This is a genomic window from Paenibacillus sp. YAE3, assembly GCF_057546105.1.
This window is the reverse complement of sequence record NZ_BAAIYF010000017.1, coordinates 108,760-126,582: the sequence shown is the minus strand read 5'-3', so window position 1 is coordinate 126,582 and position 17,823 is coordinate 108,760. Positions and strand designations below refer to the sequence as shown.

20 protein-coding genes are annotated in these 17,823 nt (G+C 52.1%); 6 read left to right on the top strand and 14 right to left on the bottom strand.

Annotation, left to right across the window (positions count from 1 at the left end):
- Positions 1 to 290: 290 nt before the first annotated feature.
- From AC27KL_RS25315 to AC27KL_RS25280, 8 genes are all read right to left on the bottom strand, one after another.
- Positions 291 to 2,099 carry an LTA synthase family protein gene (locus AC27KL_RS25315; protein WP_339320846.1) on the bottom strand — a complete coding sequence of 603 codons (1,809 nt, stop codon included), beginning with the start codon at positions 2,097 to 2,099 and terminating at the stop codon, positions 291 to 293.
- Between the two features lie 161 nt (positions 2,100 to 2,260).
- Positions 2,261 to 2,956, bottom strand: coding sequence for a DNA alkylation repair protein (locus tag AC27KL_RS25310; RefSeq protein ID WP_487171521.1), 696 nt, complete (start codon positions 2,954 to 2,956; stop codon positions 2,261 to 2,263).
- Between the two features lie 12 nt (positions 2,957 to 2,968).
- Positions 2,969 to 3,586 (bottom strand): DNA-3-methyladenine glycosylase family protein, encoded by a 618-nt coding sequence (locus AC27KL_RS25305; RefSeq protein ID WP_487171520.1) that lies wholly within the window; start codon positions 3,584 to 3,586, stop codon positions 2,969 to 2,971.
- 35 nt (positions 3,587 to 3,621) lie between these two features.
- A complete protein-coding gene (locus AC27KL_RS25300) occupies positions 3,622 to 4,440 on the bottom strand; it encodes an SPL family radical SAM protein (RefSeq protein ID WP_487171519.1) in 819 nt (272 codons plus the stop codon).
- A gap of 44 nt (positions 4,441 to 4,484) precedes the next feature.
- Positions 4,485 to 5,198, bottom strand: a complete 714-nt coding sequence (locus AC27KL_RS25295) for a 2OG-Fe(II) oxygenase (RefSeq protein ID WP_487171518.1) — start codon at positions 5,196 to 5,198, stop codon at positions 4,485 to 4,487.
- Positions 5,191 to 5,745 (bottom strand): methylated-DNA--[protein]-cysteine S-methyltransferase, encoded by a 555-nt coding sequence (locus AC27KL_RS25290; protein WP_487171517.1) that lies wholly within the window; start codon positions 5,743 to 5,745, stop codon positions 5,191 to 5,193. The genes AC27KL_RS25295 and AC27KL_RS25290 overlap by 8 nt, the downstream gene beginning before the upstream one ends.
- The gene (locus AC27KL_RS25285) at positions 5,735 to 6,334 is read right to left on the bottom strand and encodes a bifunctional transcriptional activator/DNA repair enzyme AdaA (protein ID WP_487171524.1); all 600 of its coding nucleotides are present in this window, start codon (positions 6,332 to 6,334) and stop codon (positions 5,735 to 5,737) included. The genes AC27KL_RS25290 and AC27KL_RS25285 overlap by 11 nt, the downstream gene beginning before the upstream one ends.
- A 129-nt stretch (positions 6,335 to 6,463) precedes the next feature.
- The gene (locus AC27KL_RS25280; protein WP_339320851.1) at positions 6,464 to 6,988 is read right to left on the bottom strand and encodes a cysteine hydrolase family protein; all 525 of its coding nucleotides are present in this window, start codon (positions 6,986 to 6,988) and stop codon (positions 6,464 to 6,466) included.
- A gap of 124 nt (positions 6,989 to 7,112) precedes the next feature.
- On the opposite strand from AC27KL_RS25280, the gene AC27KL_RS25275 reads away from it, so the two are divergent.
- The gene (locus AC27KL_RS25275) at positions 7,113 to 8,648 is read left to right on the top strand and encodes a spore germination protein (RefSeq protein WP_487171516.1); all 1,536 of its coding nucleotides are present in this window, start codon (positions 7,113 to 7,115) and stop codon (positions 8,646 to 8,648) included.
- A gap of 23 nt (positions 8,649 to 8,671) precedes the next feature.
- Here AC27KL_RS25275 and AC27KL_RS25270 read toward each other — a convergent pair whose 3' ends face one another.
- Complete coding sequence (locus AC27KL_RS25270; RefSeq protein ID WP_487171525.1) at positions 8,672 to 9,040, bottom strand: hypothetical protein; 369 nt, start codon at positions 9,038 to 9,040, stop codon at positions 8,672 to 8,674.
- Here AC27KL_RS25270 and AC27KL_RS25265 point away from each other — a divergent pair.
- Both AC27KL_RS25265 and AC27KL_RS25260 read left to right on the top strand, forming a co-directional pair.
- Positions 8,985 to 9,758, top strand: coding sequence for a GerAB/ArcD/ProY family transporter (locus AC27KL_RS25265; protein ID WP_487171515.1), 774 nt, complete (start codon positions 8,985 to 8,987; stop codon positions 9,756 to 9,758). The two genes, AC27KL_RS25270 and AC27KL_RS25265, sit on opposite strands and share 56 nt — an antisense overlap.
- Positions 9,748 to 10,860 (top strand): Ger(x)C family spore germination protein, encoded by a 1,113-nt coding sequence (locus AC27KL_RS25260; RefSeq protein ID WP_487171514.1) that lies wholly within the window; start codon positions 9,748 to 9,750, stop codon positions 10,858 to 10,860. Before AC27KL_RS25265 ends, AC27KL_RS25260 begins: the two co-directional genes overlap by 11 nt.
- Positions 10,861 to 11,019: 159 nt before the next feature.
- On the opposite strand, the gene AC27KL_RS25255 is transcribed toward AC27KL_RS25260, so the two are convergent.
- Positions 11,020 to 11,856, bottom strand: a complete 837-nt coding sequence (locus tag AC27KL_RS25255) for a metallophosphoesterase family protein (protein WP_487171513.1) — start codon at positions 11,854 to 11,856, stop codon at positions 11,020 to 11,022.
- Between the two features lie 227 nt (positions 11,857 to 12,083).
- Here AC27KL_RS25255 and AC27KL_RS25250 point away from each other — a divergent pair, with 227 nt between their 5' ends.
- Genes AC27KL_RS25250 through AC27KL_RS25240 form a run of 3 tightly spaced genes read left to right on the top strand, consistent with a single transcriptional unit; the run spans position 12,084 to position 15,017 of the window.
- Positions 12,084 to 13,100: a CobW family GTP-binding protein gene (locus tag AC27KL_RS25250; protein WP_487171512.1), complete on the top strand. Its 1,017-nt coding sequence runs from the start codon at positions 12,084 to 12,086 to the stop codon at positions 13,098 to 13,100.
- Between the two features lie 25 nt (positions 13,101 to 13,125).
- Positions 13,126 to 14,118 (top strand): permease, encoded by a 993-nt coding sequence (locus tag AC27KL_RS25245; RefSeq protein WP_487171511.1) that lies wholly within the window; start codon positions 13,126 to 13,128, stop codon positions 14,116 to 14,118.
- 23 nt (positions 14,119 to 14,141) lie between these two features.
- Positions 14,142 to 15,017: a TIGR03943 family putative permease subunit gene (locus AC27KL_RS25240; protein ID WP_487171510.1), complete on the top strand. Its 876-nt coding sequence runs from the start codon at positions 14,142 to 14,144 to the stop codon at positions 15,015 to 15,017.
- 63 nt (positions 15,018 to 15,080) lie between these two features.
- Here the strand turns inward: AC27KL_RS25240 and AC27KL_RS25235 are convergent, their stop codons facing one another.
- The 4 genes from AC27KL_RS25235 to AC27KL_RS25220 form a co-directional block, all read right to left on the bottom strand.
- Complete coding sequence (locus tag AC27KL_RS25235; protein ID WP_487171509.1) at positions 15,081 to 16,124, bottom strand: acyl-CoA dehydrogenase family protein; 1,044 nt, start codon at positions 16,122 to 16,124, stop codon at positions 15,081 to 15,083.
- A gap of 91 nt (positions 16,125 to 16,215) precedes the next feature.
- Entirely contained in the window at positions 16,216 to 17,076 is an 861-nt protein-coding gene (gene erm, locus AC27KL_RS25230; RefSeq protein WP_487171508.1) for a 23S ribosomal RNA methyltransferase Erm, read from the bottom strand.
- A 284-nt stretch (positions 17,077 to 17,360) separates the two neighbouring features.
- The gene (locus AC27KL_RS25225; RefSeq protein WP_445164803.1) at positions 17,361 to 17,405 is read right to left on the bottom strand and encodes an erythromycin resistance leader peptide; all 45 of its coding nucleotides are present in this window, start codon (positions 17,403 to 17,405) and stop codon (positions 17,361 to 17,363) included.
- Positions 17,406 to 17,576: 171 nt separating this feature from the next.
- Positions 17,577 to 17,816 (bottom strand): glutaredoxin family protein, encoded by a 240-nt coding sequence (locus AC27KL_RS25220; protein WP_036709358.1) that lies wholly within the window; start codon positions 17,814 to 17,816, stop codon positions 17,577 to 17,579.
- Between the last annotated feature and the right edge of the window lie 7 nt (positions 17,817 to 17,823).

The following is a 17,823-nucleotide window of genomic DNA, read 5'->3' as shown; positions in this document are numbered from 1 at the left end:
TGTTCTAAAATTCTGCAAGTCTGCCCTTTTCTTCATCCATATAATACCATTTTCGAAAATTACCCCTTAACGACAGTGAATATGCTATCGCTTCTTCTCTGAAACGGAATTATGCAAAACACTCATAGATTATGTGATTCATAAAAATGATGCAAAAAAACGCCTACATCCAGGGTTAATGATACCGGACTTAAGCGGTTTTTACAATGAAGTCGGGGTCTCCCGACGAATCGCCCGCTCATGACAACAAACCCCGCCGATGCGGCGGGGTTGTCTCTGTCGATTGCAACTTAAAACATGAGATCCTTGGCGTATTGTTCTCCTTCAAGCAAATCGTATTCGACCAAGCGGTAATCGTTTAAGAGCGACCGCTGATCGGGGGTGAGCTGCGATATGATTCCCGAAACGCCGATCAGCACGTTTTTATTGAGCCCGGGTATTTCGGATTGCACCTTCTCCAGCAGTTTGTAATACGGAGGCAGCGCCTGTCCGCTCAGCTTGAACAACGTCGGTCCGATAAACGAAGGGCTGATGGTGCCGACGGAGCTTTTTCCGATATCGAAATTGGCCATATACAAAAGCTTCGTCTCATGTTTCAGGCGCGGATTTTGGTCCCAGCCTGCCTGGGCATAAATTCCGGAAGACAATGCCGGCAGATGGTCGCCCCAAAATACGACAATCGTCGGACGTTTGATGTTCTTTAATTCGCCGCTTAAATAGGCAACGGCTTCGTCGGTCAATTTCGTGTCGTGCACGTACGTTTCCATCTCGTCTTTATATTCCGGCTTCACGCCGCCGACCGTAATCGTGTTCTCGCCATTCAGGCCTTTCGTGAACGGAAAATGGTTTTGCATCGTCACGAGATGCAGAAAGGCAGGCTTATCCGACGATTGAAGCTGGCGAACCGCTTCCTGCATGGCATACTTATCCGTGATATAACCGTTCGGCGTAAACCGTTCCGCTTGCTGCAAATCCTTTTCGCTCGTAAAACGGTCAAAGCCAAGAATCGGATACACCCGATTTCGGTTATAAAACGTATCGTCAAACGGGTGAAGGGCTTTGGTTTCGTACCCTTTTTCTTTTAAAATGCTGACGATCGACGGAAGCGAAGACATTTTGACGATCCGCTGCTGATAAGGAATGGAGCCGTCCTTCAGAAAATACATCGACAAACCGGTTAACGCTTCGAATTCGACGTTGGCCGTATTCCCCCCGAATTCGGGAGAAAGCAAATACCCGGAAGGCGTTGCATGCTCATGCTGATGGATGAACTTCAGCGGATCTTCGCTAAAGGTATAGGTAGGCAGCCGGGTAGGGTCAAAAAATGCCTCGTCCATGATATACAGAATGTTCGGCTGCTCCGCGGTCGGCTTCGCCGTTCCGCGATCCGGCAGGTTGCGGTATTTGGCGGCGATTTTTTCGATGGCCTCTTTGCTGTATCCTTCGGGCTTTTCCATCAGTTTCTGATTCAAATTGCCCGTAAAAGCATACACAAACCCGTTTTGCGCGTAATTCACCTTCTGGTTCCAGGGAATATTTTGATAGTGCATGGAGGTTGCAAACGCGCTTTGCCCGCCGACCATTTGAATGAACCCGGCAATCATCAGGACGGATACCGCCACCATGACAAGGCGCAGAGGCAGCTGAACCTTGAGCTTGGGCAGCTTAAACGCCAAATACGCCAGCGCGGCGACGATGACGACCGCCACGATCACGGCTGCGGGAGAGATCATGCCATGCGTGATTTTGGTCATTTCCTTGGCGTTTTTAACCTGCATCAAATCCCATGGAAATAACGGTTCGCCGGTCGTGCTCAGCTTTTTATAATTGGCCACCGCCAAAATGCAGCATACCAAAAAAGCGAATAACGCGCCGGAATACACATTCGGAATGATCGCCGCAAACGTGAGCAGCACAAAAAAGAAAAACAGGCTCCCGGAAATATAAAGCCAATAAGATTGCGAAATCCAGGCCAGAACCCTTCCCAAACTCAGATTCAGGGATGCCGCCTGCATGATGAAATTCAGGACAAAACCGCCAAAGAACAGGGTGAGCAGCGTCGCTCCCAACCGCTTCGAGGGTTTAAACAATGGTTGCACTCGTATCCTCTCCTTACTTGACTCAGGCGGATATTATACTACATATTTCTTAAAAGCAGATTAAAAAAAGAAAAAGACTTGCGCTTCAGATGACTGAAGGTCAGCCTTTACAAAAGGTGCTCCTTACTTTGTGTTTTGATGCATTTCAGCGAATTTGGCGGCTACTTCCGCTTCATCGCTCGGATTTGCTGCCTGGTTTCCGAATCAACGCGCGTCGACTCGATTATTTTTTGCAGCGCTTTGTTGTATGTAAAGTCATCGACCGTGCTGTTCTGCAGATAAGCCATTGTCGGAGCCGGCAGTTTTACGTAACACATCGATAATGCCCAAGCCACGGCCATTCGGACGTAATAAGCTTCGTGGCGGATCCGATCCAGGATGTGCAGCACGCGATCGATGTAGGTTTCGTCGATGTAATAATTGAGCAGCATGACCACGCCAAAACGGATGTCGTATGCTTCTTCGGACCGCAAATAAGGCTGAAGAAAATCCCACACCAGCTCTTTGTTCGTTTTAGTGAATTTCAAGCCGGAGCAAAACGTATCGCATACCGACCAATTGTCGATTTTGGAGACAAACGCGGCGACATGCTTCAGCTTTTCAGCCGGGTCCGCCTTTACATGGCCTATTAAAATGCCCTGCAGCATTACCTCTTCAAAAAATTCGCCTGAAGCATGCTGCAAATAAGACCGCCAGTCCCCGTTTGCAATCCCCTTCGCCAATTTGCGCAGCTCCGGAATACGGACGCCCAGCAAATTGGATATGCCCGGAATGAGGGATGACGCAAATTTTTGGTATTCAGGTTCGGCCAGCTCCAGCAGCTTTGCTCGAACGACCGCCGTTTCCGTTTCCATCATGAACTTCCATCCTTACCTGTATGATATTTCCCATAAATAGATCGAGGCGACGGAACCATACGGCGAATAAAGCCGCCGGTACTCGTCGAACTGCTGTTTGGACAACCCGTCAAGACCGTAGAGCTTCATCATTCCGCGCCGGATCGCCACATCCCCCCAGCTGACGACGTCAGGCCGCTGCATCGCATGGAGCAGCACCATTTCAGCCGTCCACACGCCGATGCCCGGAAGCGCCGTCAAGCGGCGGACAACTTCGGCGTCAGGGAGTTGAACAAGCTCATTCAAGTTAAACTCGCCGTTTCTAATGCTGCTGGCGATGCGATGGATGGATGCCGTTTTTTTCTCCGTCAAACCGCATGCCCTTAACTCCTCCGGAGACTCCATCGCTATAACGGCCGGATCGATTCGCCCGAACCGGCGAAGCATCCTTTCCCAGATGGACTGCGCGGCTTTGACCGAAATCAGCTGGCCGACCACCGCCTGGCTTAAAGCTTGAAACAGATCCGGATTCGCGGGACGCTCCACTCTCCCCATCTTGTCCATCGCCTCGCCAAGTATGGGATCCGCGTTCTTTAGTGCTTCCGTTTCCGTCTTGCCGTATTGAAAAAACGCGGCATGTTGGCTCAACATATGCTTGTTCCCCCTCCCGTCGCGGCTTTTGTTTATTAGGGTTCAAAACCCTTTTGGCTGAGGAACACTTGATCCTTCGGAAAAGTTCCGATGAACCGTTCATAGACGGTCCGGTATGCGCCGGGATCATACCATTCCTTATGCCCGATTTCCCCGTAAAGCCGCTCGATGCCCAGGCTTCTTGTCCGCTTTCCTCCGCTTCCGTCACCCATAAAATAATCGTCGATGCATATCCGGTCGACAAGGGGGCGTAATTGGGACGGAAAAGCATCCGTGCTCGGAAGTACGGGCGCAATCGTGGCTTGGGCCGGCACGCCGGCTTCCTTCAGAAGCTTCAGCGTCCTAAGCCTCGCTTCGATCGGCGGCGTTCCAGGCGTAAAATGGCGTCTGATGTCTTCCCTGTCCGTTTCCACGGTCATGCTGACCCTGACGCGATCCCCCAATCGTAGCAGCAAGTCGATATCGCGTTTCACGAGGGGGCTCCGGGTCTGAACCAGCAAAAAATCCGGCGGCAGCTCCGCCATCGCTTCCAGCAAGGAACGCGTAATCCGTTCCGTCGCCTCCGCCGGTTGGTAGGGGTCGGTGCTCGAGGACATGAAAATCGTGACCGGTCCCCTCTTTTGAGCCCTGGCGAGCTCTTTCCGGAACACGTCCGCAGCGCCATGTTTGACATCCACCCACGTACCCCAAGCCTTTTCACGGAAGGTGGCTACGGGCATTCGCCGGACGTAACAATATGAACAGCCAAATGAGCAGCCCGAATACGGGTTTAACGAATGGCTGTAACCGGAAAGGAAGCCCGTCCCTTTATTCAGCATCGATTTTGGCGTTTTATATTCCAGCGAACAGGTCATGGCTTCTCCCCCCGGGTTCAATTCTCATACCTAAAGTTACCGTTTTATGTCGCATCATGGAAAATGACGCCCAAGCTGTACCTTGTGCCGGCCGTTACGGTGCCAACCCCATGCCGCAGAGAAGCCCGGTAATGTCCCCTTGCTCCTTGAACGGGACGGAAGCTCGTCGGGAAAATGACGCCGGCTCCCCGTTCCAGCTTGATCGCATGCCCACGGCTTTGCGCGCGCGGGCGCTGTTCGACCAAGAGAAACTCGCCGCCTTCATAATCGACATCCTTCCGGTTCAACGTCAGGAGCACCTGAAACGGAAAATATACCTCGCCGTACAAATCCTGATGCAGGCAATTATACCCTCCGGCTTCATATTTCAGAATGAGGGGCGTGGGACGGCGTTGGCCTGCTTCATGGCACTCCTCCAGGAAAGCGGAAAGCGTGCCGGGATACCCCGGCTCCTTGCCCAGCTGCTCGAGCCAGCGGTTGGCGGCAGCCGCCAGCGGCGGATAAAACGCCTCCCGAAGCTGCTGCAGCCGGCTGGGAAGAGGCGACTGAAAATACTTGTATTCCCCGAGCCCAAAACGGTATCTTTTCATATCGATCGTTTTTCTGTACAGCTCTTCGGCAGGGTAGGACGCAATGAAGGCCTCGCATTCCTCCGGGGTCAGGACCGGCCGGAAAACGGCGAATCCATGCTGATCCAAATCCCGGTGGAGCGCGTCCCAGTCCAAAGCCGCAACCCGTTCCGAAACCTCGTTATGCATGATGGGCAACCTCACGAGTCCGGGAATCCGCGAACGCTTTCTCGATGGACAACAGCCGCGATTTCATCTCGAGCCCGCCGCGAAAGCCGGTTAAGGCTCCGTTTTTGCCGATGACGCGATGGCATGGGACCGACATGAGCACCGGATTGGCCCCGATCGCCGAACCCACGGCCCGAACCGCGGCCGGCTTGCCGATCGCTTCCGCGATGTCCGAATAGGAGCGCGTCTCCCCGTAGGGAATGGAGCGCAGCGCCTCCCAAACCGAACGCTGGAACGGGGTGCCGACCAGGTCGCAGGGAATCGTGAAGCGCACCAGCTTGCCTTCGATGTAATCCGCCAATTCGCCAACATAAGGCGACAGCGCCTTATCGTCCCGGATCAGCTTCGCCGGGCGCATATGTTTTCCCACCCATTCTTCCATTTCCTCATACGGCTTGTTAGCCGAACCTACGTAGCAAAGGCCGCGGGAAGTCGCTGCGAGATGCAGCGTCCAGCCTCCGTGTTCCAATACCGACCAATAAACAGGCCCTATCACTTCATTTTTCATCGAATGCGCCTCCTTGGGTCCATATCCCCGTTTCCATCATCCGTTTTCGATATTCGTAGGGGGTCATGCCGAATGTTCGTTTGAAAAGCGAGATGAAATAGGACGGATTCGGAAGCCCGACGCTGCTACCGATCTCGGCTACGGACATGTTGGTTCGGGCGAGCTGCTCGCGCGCCTTATCCAATCGGATGCGTTGCAAATAGGCGACCGGCGTTGCGTTCATGATTTTTTTGAATGTCCGGTGCAAGTGGTACGGGCTCCCATGAAACATCTCCGCCAGCATATTCAGCGTTATCGTGCTGTCGTAATGCCGCTCCATGTACCGGGCGATCGCTTCGACCCACTCGCGGTCCGGCAATCGTTCGCCCGTCGGCTTGCACCGTTTGCACGGCCGGAATTCCTCCCGAATGGCTTCAGCCGCGGTGCGGAAGATCCGAACGTTGGCCCGGTTGGGGACCTTTGACTTGCAGGATGGCCTGCAAAAAATCCCCGTCGATTTGACCGCGTAAAAAAACTTGAAGTCATAGGACGCGTCATTCCCGATGATCGCCTGCCATTTTTCCTCCGTCAGCGCCTCTTCTTTCGCCATGTTCATATTCGTTCACCCCTTCATCCAAAGTATACCCTCTTTTTCGTCCGGACGAAGGAATAACGGAATAGAAAAGCAAGATCGTGATATTCGAGAATCGTTTCGTTTTTTGGGCACCCTTGGCCAGGTTCAGCAAAATTCGATCTCTGAAGCCTTTTTCACAACGGCAAACTCGCGGAACTGCCGGTTATGCAGGTCAATGATTTCTTGCGCTGTTTGGCCTCCTTGGCCCCATGTGCTGTGGGCGTCTTCCACGACGGTTACGTCGTACCCCAGGTCCGCCGCCCCCCTGCTTGTCGCTTTGATGCATATATCGGTCTGGATCCCTGAAATGACAAGGCTGCGGATGCCTTGCTCCTCCAGGATCCGCTGCAGTTCGGTTTCATGGAATGAATTCGGCGTGAACTTCTGGATGACGTCTTCTCCCTCATGGGGCGCGATGGAAGGGTGGATCTCCCAATCCGGAGTCCCCGTTTCGAGCTGCTCGCCCGCCCCTTCGTTATGCTGCACGTAGATGACGGGCACGCCGCAGCTTCGCGCTTTGCTCTGCAAGTCTTGAAGCTTCAACAACAATGCATCCCCGGCATGAACCGGGTCGTTCTCCGGGAACATGCCCCTCTGTACGTCAATCACCAACAACGCTTGCGAATTCATTTTGGTTTTCCTCCCGTGGGATTCCATATTTTTCGTGCTGAAGTTCCAGGTCTTCTATCATTTTAACAGGAACATACGTTCCTTACAATATCAACCTTACGCAATACGTAAGGGAAAGATTCGAATGCATATTCGTCCCTTCCATGGGGAAAATATCCACGAGGTGTTGATCATGGGCGTTTTTCTGAATTTAAGGAAATTTTTCTTCACGCAAGGGAAAAGCTCGGAACAGGTGACCGCCAAACCCGAAAAAAACGAAAAGCCTTCCTTGAACCATATACTGGATCAGTTTAAGGACTGCATCGACTTTCAGCAGCGCACGTATCCCAATTGCCATGTCCATATCGTTTATCTCCCGTTCCTGGTGGGACCGGAGCCGCTAAAGCGGGATATCGTCGATCCCCTTTCCGAAGCCACCGAGGAGGAAGCGGAACAAATCTTTAATCGTTCCCAATACAAGCTGACGGACGACGCCAAGGAATGCGTCAAAGGAATCCTGGACGGCCAAGCCGCCATATTTTTTCGGGACCTGGTCTATCTCGTCGATATTTCCGAGCCCGTAGGCCCATCGATCTCCCAATCCGAGACGGAGACGGTCATTTCCGGCCCCCACGACGGCTTCGTGGAAAATCTGTCCCAGAATCTGGGCGTATTGCGTAAAAAAATCAAAAGCACGCATTTAAAAACCATCAAATTTGAGGTCGGGGAAATCGCCAAAACCGACGTGGTATTGGCCTATGTCGACCGTATTGCGGATCAAGACATGGTGGACGACTTGAAAAAACGGATTCAATCGATCGAATTCGATGCCGTCATGGATTCGAACATGCTGATTCAGCTGATCGACGAAAATCCGAACTCCGTATTCCCGCAGTTCATGACGACGGAGCGCCCGGACGCCATCGCTTCCAAGCTGATCGGCGGCCGCATCGTAGGTTTCGTGGACGGAAGCCCGTCCGCATTCGTGTGTCCTACCAATTTTTTTGATTTCTTCTCTTCGCCGGACGATTATTATCAACGCTGGCTGCTGGGGTCTGCCCTGAGGATTTTGCGGTTCATCGGTTTTCTCATGACGATCAGCTTTACCGCGTTCTACGTTTCCGTGACCACCTATCACTATGAAATGATTCCCCATACGATGCTTCTAAACTTGACGGAGTCGCGCGCAAAGGTTCCTTTCCCGCCGCTTATCGAAGCGCTGCTCATGGAAACGACCATCGAGCTGCTTCGCGAAGCCGGCGCAAGGCTCCCGACGAAAGTCGGCCAAACGATCGGCATCGTAGGCGGTATCGTGATCGGGCAAGCTGCGGTTCAGGCCGGGTTCACAAGCAACATTCTCATTATCTCGGTCGCCACATCCGCCATCGCATCGTTCACCATCCCAAGCTATATCATGAGCGCATCCATCCGCCTGATCCGGTTCGGCCTGATCATCATGGCCGGCGTCTTGGGAAATTTGGGGCTCATGATGTGTATCGGCCTTGTGGTGATCCACTTGTCGGGAGTCACCAACCTGGGAACGTCCTACTTGACGCCGCTGTCTCCGATGAACTTTTCCGATTTGCTGGACACGTTCGTTCGCGGACCTTTTTGGGGCCTTAGAAAGCGCCCTTCCATTTCGGATTCCCAAAACAAATCCACCAACAAAATGCGGAAATAAGGGTGAACAAAGTGAAAGAAAAATTAAACGTTTTCCATATCACCCTGCTCATTTTCATGACCGAAATGAACATCACGCTGTTCAGCCTCCCCCGCTTGATCGTCGAAAATATCGGCACGAACGGATGGATCGGCTATTTGGCGTTGTCCGTCATCGCTTCGTTTAATATTTTTCTGTATTGGCTGGTATACCGCATGGGCCGCGGCGCCTCCGTTTTTCAAATCATGGAGTGTGCGCTGCCCAAAGCGGTCATGTATCCGGTCTATTGGGCGCTGGCCATTTTTTTGGATATTTACGGCTTCCTTCATCGGAAAAAATTTTTTTCTTATATTCCAAATGCTGTCGTTCCAGACGACCAATCCGATGTTTATATTCCTGCTTTTCTGTTTCATGGTCTTCGCCCTTTTGATCAAGAATATTTACAATATCAGCAAAACGGCGACTGTATTTTTCTTCATGACCATATGGACGGTAGGGCTCACCGTGTATCAGTTCCAGGATTGGCAGATCGTCCGGTTTTCGCCGCATCTGTTTCAGCTTGCATCCCAAGGTCATTCATTTCGCAACTGGATGGAAGTGTACACCACTTTTATGGGTTACGAGCTCTGCATGTTTCTGTTTCCCCATGTCACCAAAAAGAGCAAATTGTTTCAAGGCGTGTTCATCGGGCACTGGGTGATTACCATTGCCCAGTTAATCGTCATACTGACTGCGTTCGGCTTTTTCAGCTTTCATCAAATCGAGTCGCTTCTATATCCCATCATCGATTTGCTGGATTTCATCGAAATGCCGTTCATTAACCGGATCGAAAACCTCGTGTTCTCGATGTTCGTGTTCGCCAATTTGATCGTGACGGTCATGTACTGTTTTGCTGCCCTGACCGCGATCAAGCAGACATGTCCGAAAGTAAAGCCGAACCGGCTCGAGTTCGTGATCGTGGCCATGGTGTTTTTTATCGGATACATCCCCAAATACTTGGGGCAATCGGAGCAGCTCTTAAGAAAAGTGCTGTACACAGAAACTTACATTGCTTTTATCGTGCCGGTAGTGCTGATCTGCGTGCTGCTATATCTCAAACTGAAAGGAAAGGTGCCGAACAATGAAAGTTAAGCTCGTTTGCCTTGTCCTTCTCGTGGTGCTGACGGGTTGCACGGACGAGCATATTTTGGAGAAATCCGGATTCATCCGAACGATTGCCTATGACAAGGAGTCTGGTGAGCAAAAAGATTCCATGAGGGTCACGATCAGCATTCCGAAATCGAGCCACCAGGATGCCATCGTATATTCCGTCGTCGCCAAGTCCGACAAAGATGCAAAATCGCATTTTGACCGGCAAAACAACCGGAGGCTGGTCACCGGACAGCTTAGGCAGGTGTTATTCGGGGAAAAACTGGCCAAGGAAGGGATTTGGAAGCACCTCGATTCCTTGCGCAGGGATCCCATGATCGGCTCCAGAATGCACGTCATTATCGCGGAGGAGGACCCTTACCATATCTTGCTTCGCAATGACTACCCGCAGGGACCGACGGCTGGCGAATACATCGATACGCTCATCCGGACGGAAGCCAAAGCAGGCGACATCCCCGATTCCAATCTATATACTTTTTCAAGGGATTATTATGACGAAGGAATCGATCCGGTGACCAACATCATCAGGGAACAAAAGGAAAGCTTGATCATCGACGGCGTCGCCCTTTTTAAAGACGACAAATACGTCGGGAAGGTTGAGCCGAGCGACCGGATGTTTTTCGGGCTTCTTCACCATAACATTCATGCCGGCGATTTATATTTGAATTTGAAAGAAGATCACGATGATGGCGAGCAAGCTTCCCTGCAATTTTTGAGGAGCCGCCGCAAGATTCATGTCATCTCTTCATCCAACCTGTTACAGGGAAAGAGATTGAAAGTAAACATGGACATTAAGGTCGAAGGTTCGCTGCTGGAGTATATCGGGGACCTGGATATGAAAAAACCAGCGGAGCAGCGCAAGCTGGAAGAAGAGATTCGGAAATCCATCCAAACGAAATGCCGTTCCTTGGTCCGCACGCTGCAGGAAAAACAAACCGATCCGCTCGGGATCGGTCAATATGTGCGCAATTCGCTTCCCGTTGGCGTATGGCATCGACTGGATTGGAGGAAAGTGTACGCGGACGCGGATATTTCGGTCCATGTCCATGTCCGCATCAAGGATTACGGAAAGCTGCAGCATTAGAATAATTTTTCGATACATGCCCTTTGACTACCAAAAAAGCAGAGCCTCGGCTCTGCTTTTTCAAGATATACGAAAGTATAAGTTTCGAAGCGATTGCATGATTTTTTCCGAAAGAGCTACTTTCATCAAACGGTTTCGATTTCCCGCTTCTTGCTACAATTACTTCATCTTGCTTAATGCCGGAACCGTCAGCGCCCGGTCTGTTTCCGTTCCCCGCGCATGCGGATTGGGAGTAAAATGCTTCATATGCCGGTGAAGCACCGCCGCAGCTTCCAGAACCTCCGGCCCGGCGACATCCACGGCCGAAATCCGGATCGCCTCGTTCCCGATCTCCACGATCCGAAAACCCGGCTCATCCAAGCAGGCCGACATTTGCACGAATGACCAGTCGTCCCGCTGCACGATCGAATCCATGTGCGTATGGCCGTTGAAATAAATGCCGATGCCTTTTTTGCGGTTCAGGATGTTCCACATGTCGATGCCCGGATGAATCGAGCCCTTTTCCCGCTCCGAACCGGCCGTCGTTCGGTATACCGGGTGATGGCCGAACACAAGCAGCGGCTTTTCCCCGGACGCTTCCACCTTGTCTTCCAGCCATGCCAGCTGTTCGAAATCAAGCCACCCTCCCCAGTCGTTGAAATCCAATTCTTTGGCCGTATCCAGAAAAACCAGCATAGCTTCCTCGGTATCGAGCACGTGATAACGCTGCTGTCCGGTAATCTTCAGCACGTCCTCCCTCGTTTGCCCGTAGAGGTCATGATTGCCGAGCACGTGGACGAATGGTTTATCGGGCCGGCGAAGCATCGCGTACACCTCCTCCAACTCCGACGTTAGTCCAAAGTTGGTCAGGTCTCCAAGCGAGACGTACAAATCCGCATCCAAATTCAAAAACTTATCCAGCACATGCCGATAAAACGCGTCCCGGGCCTCCGCAAGCCCCGGAATCGACCGGTCGATCTCGTGATAGTGCAAATCCCCAAGCAATGCCAATCTCATATGGATCGCTCCCTCCGTTGATCAGGTTCAAGTATTTCTTCCCACTATATTACCGGCCAAGTGTTATGGATCCATTAAGTTCACGCCCATGGTTTGTAAAAGACAACGGAAGCCTCCGCGAAACAAGTCATTAAATCGTAATCGTTACGTATAAATAAACGAACCTATTTTTTTGCATCCGATCCATGGATCCGTCATATTCATAGAATCGAAAGAGGTGGACGCTTATGCAAACGCCCGTCATCCTGCTCAGCGGTTTTCTCGGAAGCGGCAAAACGACCCTGCTGCTGTCCCTCATCCAAGAAAGCAAACGAAGGGGCCTTCGACCGGGCATCCTGATGAACGAACTGGGGAAACGCGACGTCGACGGCACCATCCTGGAAGAGCATGCCGACATACAAGTGGAGAAGCTTTTGGACGGATGCGTATGCTGCAGCCGCAAAAGCGAGCTTCCGGACAGCCTCGCTCTCCTGCTGGATCAGCAGCCGGACGTGATCTATATCGAACTTACCGGGGTCGCCGATCCGGACGAAATCAAGACGGCATTGCACGGCCCGGAATTTAGGAATTGCTTGAAGCTGCATCATACGATTACGCTGCTGGACGCAGAAAACGCCCTTGAATACGCCAGCCGGTTTTCGGCGGATAAACAGCTCGTTCGAACGCTTCGCAAACAGCTGGAAACGGCGGATCTCATTACGGTGAACAAAAGCGACCTGGTATCCCGGGACATGCTCGCCAAAATCGAAAACATGGTCCGAAAGCATAACATGACCGCCAAATTGACGTTTACGACGTACAGCCGGATTCCTCTGCCGGATCTTTTGCAAGGGATATCGCCCAAGAAATCGAATTCGCATGCCCCAACGGTCGCCGGCGCCGTCTCCAAGCCTGTGCAGGTTCACTCGGCGCATCCGGACGGACATCGCCATGGCTCCTCGGAAACCTCCGGATCGTTTTCGCGCGTCGGCACGGTCACGTTGACTTTTCCTCGGCAATACCCCGAGCGCAAGTTGTCCCGGGAGCGTTTGGAATCCTTTTTTCAAAGCTGGGGGGACAGCCTCATGAGAGCCAAAGGGCACGTCGCCTTGGATCAAGGCGGGCCGGTCCGGCTCGTTCAGTATGCGGGAGGCCGCACGTCGTGGGAGGATTCGCGTTATCCCGGTTCTCCCTATCTGGTATGCATCGGCATGGATTTAAACGAAACGCAGTTGAAAGAAACATGGGCCGCATTATTCCGTTAAAACTGACAGGAAGGAGCTTTGATCCATGACCGCACTCTCTCCCATGAAAATCATTCCCTTGCTTCTTCCTGCCGCCCTGCTGATCATCCTTGTCGTCATGTGGCTGCCGGAATATCAAGGACTGCTGAACAACGAATACGTCCATACGTTCAAAACGGGTTTCATCGGCATTTTATTGGAGGCCTTGCCGTTTATATTGGCCGGCGCGCTGTTGTCCTCCCTGCTTCAAGTTTTTGTTCCCGATGAGGTCATTTCCCGCTGGATTCCAAAAAGGGCGATTCCCGGCATCTTGTTCGCGTGCGCGCTCGGGATCGTGTTCCCGGTTTGCGAATGCGGCATGATTCCGCTCGTGCGCCGCTTGATCCAAAAAGGCATGCCCGTCTATGTCGCGATCGTGTTCATTTTGTCGGGGCCGATTCTAAACCCGGTCGTATACGGAGCAACCTTCATTGCTTTCCGCAATCACCCGGAATTGGCCTACGCCCGGATGGGACTGGCCTTCGCGGCAGCGTTTCTGATCGGGCTGATCGTCTATTGTACGATAAAAAAATCGCCCATGCGCTGGTCGGCACAACGCGAAACGGGCGATATGGCGCACTCCCATGCCGTACGGGGAGGCAGATTGACGTCGGTATTCGTGCATACGTCGGAAGAGTTTTTTGAAATGGGAAAATATCTTCTGATCGGCTGTTTGCTCACCGCGGCGTTGCAGACGTTTATGGTCAGGGACAGCCTTGCCGCCATCGGCGGGCAGCCGCTGGGTTCTTATCTGTTCATGATGGGACTGGCTTTTGCGCTTTCCCTCTGCTCGACTTCGGACGCTTTCGTCGCTTCCACCTTTTTGCATACGTTCCCGACGGGCTCCCTCGTTGCGTTTATGGTGTTCGGGCCGATGCTTGACTTTAAAAACGCGATGATGCTGATGGCGCTTTTCAAAACCAAATTTGCGCTGTACCTGTTTTTCCTCATCTTCGCCTGCGTGTTTATCGGCTCCGTTTTGTTATCGCCCTGGTTATAAGCTTCAAAAAAGGAGGTGGTCCCGTGAACGATTCCAAAAGCATCCGCCTGCATTACCTGTTTCGGGCAGCGGTTCTGCTGGCGTTCGCCTATTATATATGGCATTTGACGAACGAAAACGCGCTCTCTTATTACGTTGCCCCCGCGCTTGCGCGCTGGATCAAGCTGTGTCCGATCCCCCTGGGCTTGATGGCGCTTAGCCTGATCATCCAGGCCGTGCTGGGCAAAAGCGCCATGCTTTGCAATTGCGACCACCGGCTGCCGGCTTCGCCTCTTGCAAGCGGCGCTTTATACGGATTGTTCCTGTTCCCGCTCATCCTCGGATTCGTCCTTCCCGACCGGGCCTTGGGGAGCGCCGCCGCCGTAAAAAAGGGCATGTCCTTTTCCTATAGCGCCGTCGAGCCTGAAAAATCCGTTCGCTTCGAATCGAAGGATCCTTATGCCCAAGAATTTACGGAGCTTGCGAAAATTTTGTACGAACTGCCGGTTATCCCCGTTTATCCCGCCATTTTCTCCGAGACGTTCGGCGCCATCGACATGTACAAAAAACAGTTTGAAGGCAAGGAAATCGCCGTATCCGGCTTCGTGTACCGGGATCAAGCGGGCGAGGACACCGGTCCGTTCGCGGTGAGCCGTTTCCTCGTCCAATGCTGCACGGCGGATGCGACTCCCTTGGGCATTCTGGTCGATCCGGTTCGGCAGCAGCACCTCCCGGCAGATACTTGGGTGAAGGTGCAGGGGAAAATCCGCGTGGTTCCGCAGGACGGAAAAGAACTCATCCGGATCGAGGCTTCTTCCATCACGCCGATCGCCCAGCCGGACGCGCCTTATATCTACACCAGCGCCGATTCCGTCGAAACTTGGCACGAGCTGCAAAAGTTTGCGAATAAGGAGAAGTGACTCCGCTATTTCATGGCCTTTCATTCAAGATGGACAAAATAAAAAACGGCTTTCGCCGTTTTTTTAAGCTCTTAGAAGCGCATGCTGGCAAGCCGTCTGCAGATCCCGCCATGCGCGGTTGATTTCCGTGTCCTCCATGCAGGCCGCCAGTCCCAGCAGCGGGAACAGCCGCAGGCCGCAGCCAACCGAAGCTTTGGCCGCCGTGATGCACTCGATGGAGATTCGCTGTTCCATTTCGGGCGTCAGTTTGCCTTTTTGCCCCAGCTCTTCCCAAGATTTGTCCAGCACTCTGTAAAAGGCGTCCTTTTGATGGGCGAATTCCTCTTTCTGCTCCTCCAATTCGCTTAAGACGCGGTCATTGCCCCGCGCTTGCAGGTAGGATTCGGCCGCTTCCAGAAAATGATCCGCGAGCCCCATCGCAACCCCGGCAAACGACGTTTGCGCAAACGGCAAAAACGGATATTTGTACAAAAGCTCGTCCTCATGGGACCGGATCTCGGTGAACGAAAACGTCATTTCGTCCGGAACGAAAGCATCCTCCGCGATCATGCTGTGGCTGCCGGTCGCTTTCAGGCCGAACGTATTCCAATCCTTTTCGATTCGAACCTGGTCGGGACGCATGATCAGGGTAACGATCTCCGGCGCTTCGCCGGAATCCGCCGCCTGCTCCCGCTCAAGCACCGCATTCGCCGTAAAGGTCGTGGCGTACATGGAACCGCTGCAATATTTCCATCTCCCGTTCACGATGTAACCGCCATCCACCTTTCGTGCCGTCCCCGTCGTCGCGCCGCTGCCTGCAATGACGGCATCGGGTCTCGCGTACACGTTCCGGCCGATTTCGTCCGTCATGAACGGCACGAAATAACCGCCGCCCGCTCCGATCGTGACAAGCCAGCCGAAGCTGCCGTCAATGCGGGCGCATTCCTGAAAAATTCGGATCGCTTCCGGAAGCGGTGTCATTTTCCCCTCCAAATCATCCGCCACGAACAAATGAAACAGCTTTTTATCATATATGTACTGAAGCGCTTCCGGCGTCATGCCGCCTTCCTGCTCCATCCGGTACGATTGCTCGCGGATGCGGCTAATCTCCTGCTGTGTAAATCCCATGCTTCCACCACTTTCGTATGAATGATATCTATTCTATTTTACCATGAACTCCAATTTGAAGCTGTTAAAAAAAGACGGGGAGCCCCCGTCCTCAAAAACAGCCGAACTTCTCTTTTTTGGCCTTCGGCCATCGAAACTTCGGAACATGCCGTACCATCGAGTCAAAAACGATCCCCCATTGATGCTCGGATAAAGACGCCACCGGCAGGTCGCCTGTTGCCCCCAGACTCCGTTTGACATGCTTGATTTGGGGGGCCGTAAATAGGCCTCGCAATGCCAAATCGACGGATAATCCCGGGTTTTTCAGCACATGTTCCGCCATTCCCCAAAAGATTGGATAGTCCTTCATCGGCACGATCGGCTTTGCTTTCCTGCTGATCGCCACCAAAGCGGAATCCACCTTGGGAGGCGGAGCGAAACTTTGTCTTGGAATATCTTTCACGTACCGGATGTCAAACCACATTTTCCAAGCGACGTTATACGGATCTTTGGCCGTTTTTGCCGTAAATCTTTTGGCCGCGCCTTTTTCCATCACGATCACGCCTCTTTGGAATCCGCTCGAAGGTTTGCTGAGAAGTTTCTTCAAGATCGGCGTCGTAATGGAGTACGGAATATTCGAAACGACGATAAAGGGTTCCTTGGGCAGCCGCATGTTCAAAATGTCTTCATGAATGACTTTCGTATTTGGATAGGGGAGGGTTTTTCGCTTCAAAATTTCGACGAACCTGCGATCGATTTCCACGGCCAAAACTTTTCCGGCCTTTTGGTTCAACATAGCCGTCAAAGCTCCCTTTCCTGCGCCTAAATCCAATACCGTATCCTGTTTGCCGATCTTGGCTGCATCTACGATATCCTGAATCGTTTTTTTGTGATGCAGCAAATGCTGCCCGGAAAAATTAGGCGTCTCCCCACTGCATATGTTTATCCTGCTTTTATCGTTTTTCGAGATCATTAGGCATCTTCCCTTCTTCATGAAAATCACGGGCTTCCGCCTGCGATTCGAAGTAAAGGGATAACACCCGTCCTTTTTGGACGACGGATCCATTGAAGCCGTCAGCAAATAAGGCCTGCCTCTGGTTTCCAAAAAGAAGGAATGCATGCATAAAAAAAGAAAGGCAGAGCGACCCGCCTTTCTTTGCATTACATATTCAAGAATATGGAATGAAGATTATTAAAAAAGGACAGACTGATCCCGTTTACTCCGTTTCACAAAACAGAGCCTTTGAACGTATTTAATTAACGGTTCAAAGTTGGGATGCGAAGTCTCATGTAATGCGTCATTTTTTAATAATCCTCCTGATTTGTTAAAATTCTTCATTATCGTAACATTTCTTATGAAGTCCGGTCAAACCCGCGGGTTCGTAAAAAACGGTTTAAAAAATAAAATACGGCCGGTCCCCTCCCGATCAAGGGGGAAAGCGGCCGCGTTTCCAACGGAACAACATTCCGGACTTAAGCCAGCAATGCCGTTATTTCTTTAAAATGGTCGGCGAACCCGACAAACACCTGATCGTCGATCACGATCGTCGGGACCGTCTGCATCCCGGTGAGTCTCCGTACTTCCTCGGCATATTCTAGATTGTCTTCGCAGTTATATTCGATAAAATCGATCTGGTGATCCTTAAAATACCGCTTCGCTTGGTGGCAGTCGCTGCACGTGGAAATCGTATAAATTTGGACTGATTTTGCCATTTCCATT

Excerpts from the sequence above, each read along its gene's own strand:
- AC27KL_RS25265 (WP_487171515.1), top strand. The coding sequence starts at position 8,985 with ATGCTGTCGTTCCAGACGACCAATCCGATGTTTATATTCCTGCTTTTC.
- AC27KL_RS25310 (WP_487171521.1), bottom strand. The coding sequence starts at position 2,956 with ATGATGGAAACGGAAACGGCGGTCGTTCGAGCAAAGCTGCTGGAGCTG.
- AC27KL_RS25270 (WP_487171525.1), bottom strand. The coding sequence starts at position 9,040 with ATGAAACAGAAAAGCAGGAATATAAACATCGGATTGGTCGTCTGGAAC.
- AC27KL_RS25305 (WP_487171520.1), bottom strand. The coding sequence starts at position 3,586 with ATGTTGAGCCAACATGCCGCGTTTTTTCAATACGGCAAGACGGAAACG.
- AC27KL_RS25260 (WP_487171514.1), top strand. The coding sequence starts at position 9,748 with ATGAAAGTTAAGCTCGTTTGCCTTGTCCTTCTCGTGGTGCTGACGGGT.
- AC27KL_RS25220 (WP_036709358.1), bottom strand. The coding sequence starts at position 17,816 with ATGGCAAAATCAGTCCAAATTTATACGATTTCCACGTGCAGCGACTGC.
- AC27KL_RS25250 (WP_487171512.1), top strand. The coding sequence starts at position 12,084 with ATGCAAACGCCCGTCATCCTGCTCAGCGGTTTTCTCGGAAGCGGCAAA.
- AC27KL_RS25255 (WP_487171513.1), bottom strand. The coding sequence starts at position 11,856 with ATGAGATTGGCATTGCTTGGGGATTTGCACTATCACGAGATCGACCGG.
- AC27KL_RS25280 (WP_339320851.1), bottom strand. The coding sequence starts at position 6,988 with ATGAATTCGCAAGCGTTGTTGGTGATTGACGTACAGAGGGGCATGTTC.
- AC27KL_RS25275 (WP_487171516.1), top strand. The coding sequence starts at position 7,113 with ATGCATATTCGTCCCTTCCATGGGGAAAATATCCACGAGGTGTTGATC.
- AC27KL_RS25245 (WP_487171511.1), top strand. The coding sequence starts at position 13,126 with ATGACCGCACTCTCTCCCATGAAAATCATTCCCTTGCTTCTTCCTGCC.
- erm (WP_487171508.1), bottom strand. The coding sequence starts at position 17,076 with ATGATCTCGAAAAACGATAAAAGCAGGATAAACATATGCAGTGGGGAG.
- AC27KL_RS25300 (WP_487171519.1), bottom strand. The coding sequence starts at position 4,440 with ATGACCTGTTCGCTGGAATATAAAACGCCAAAATCGATGCTGAATAAA.
- AC27KL_RS25235 (WP_487171509.1), bottom strand. The coding sequence starts at position 16,124 with ATGGGATTTACACAGCAGGAGATTAGCCGCATCCGCGAGCAATCGTAC.
- AC27KL_RS25290 (WP_487171517.1), bottom strand. The coding sequence starts at position 5,745 with ATGAAAAATGAAGTGATAGGGCCTGTTTATTGGTCGGTATTGGAACAC.
- AC27KL_RS25295 (WP_487171518.1), bottom strand. The coding sequence starts at position 5,198 with ATGCATAACGAGGTTTCGGAACGGGTTGCGGCTTTGGACTGGGACGCG.
- AC27KL_RS25285 (WP_487171524.1), bottom strand. The coding sequence starts at position 6,334 with ATGGCGAAAGAAGAGGCGCTGACGGAGGAAAAATGGCAGGCGATCATC.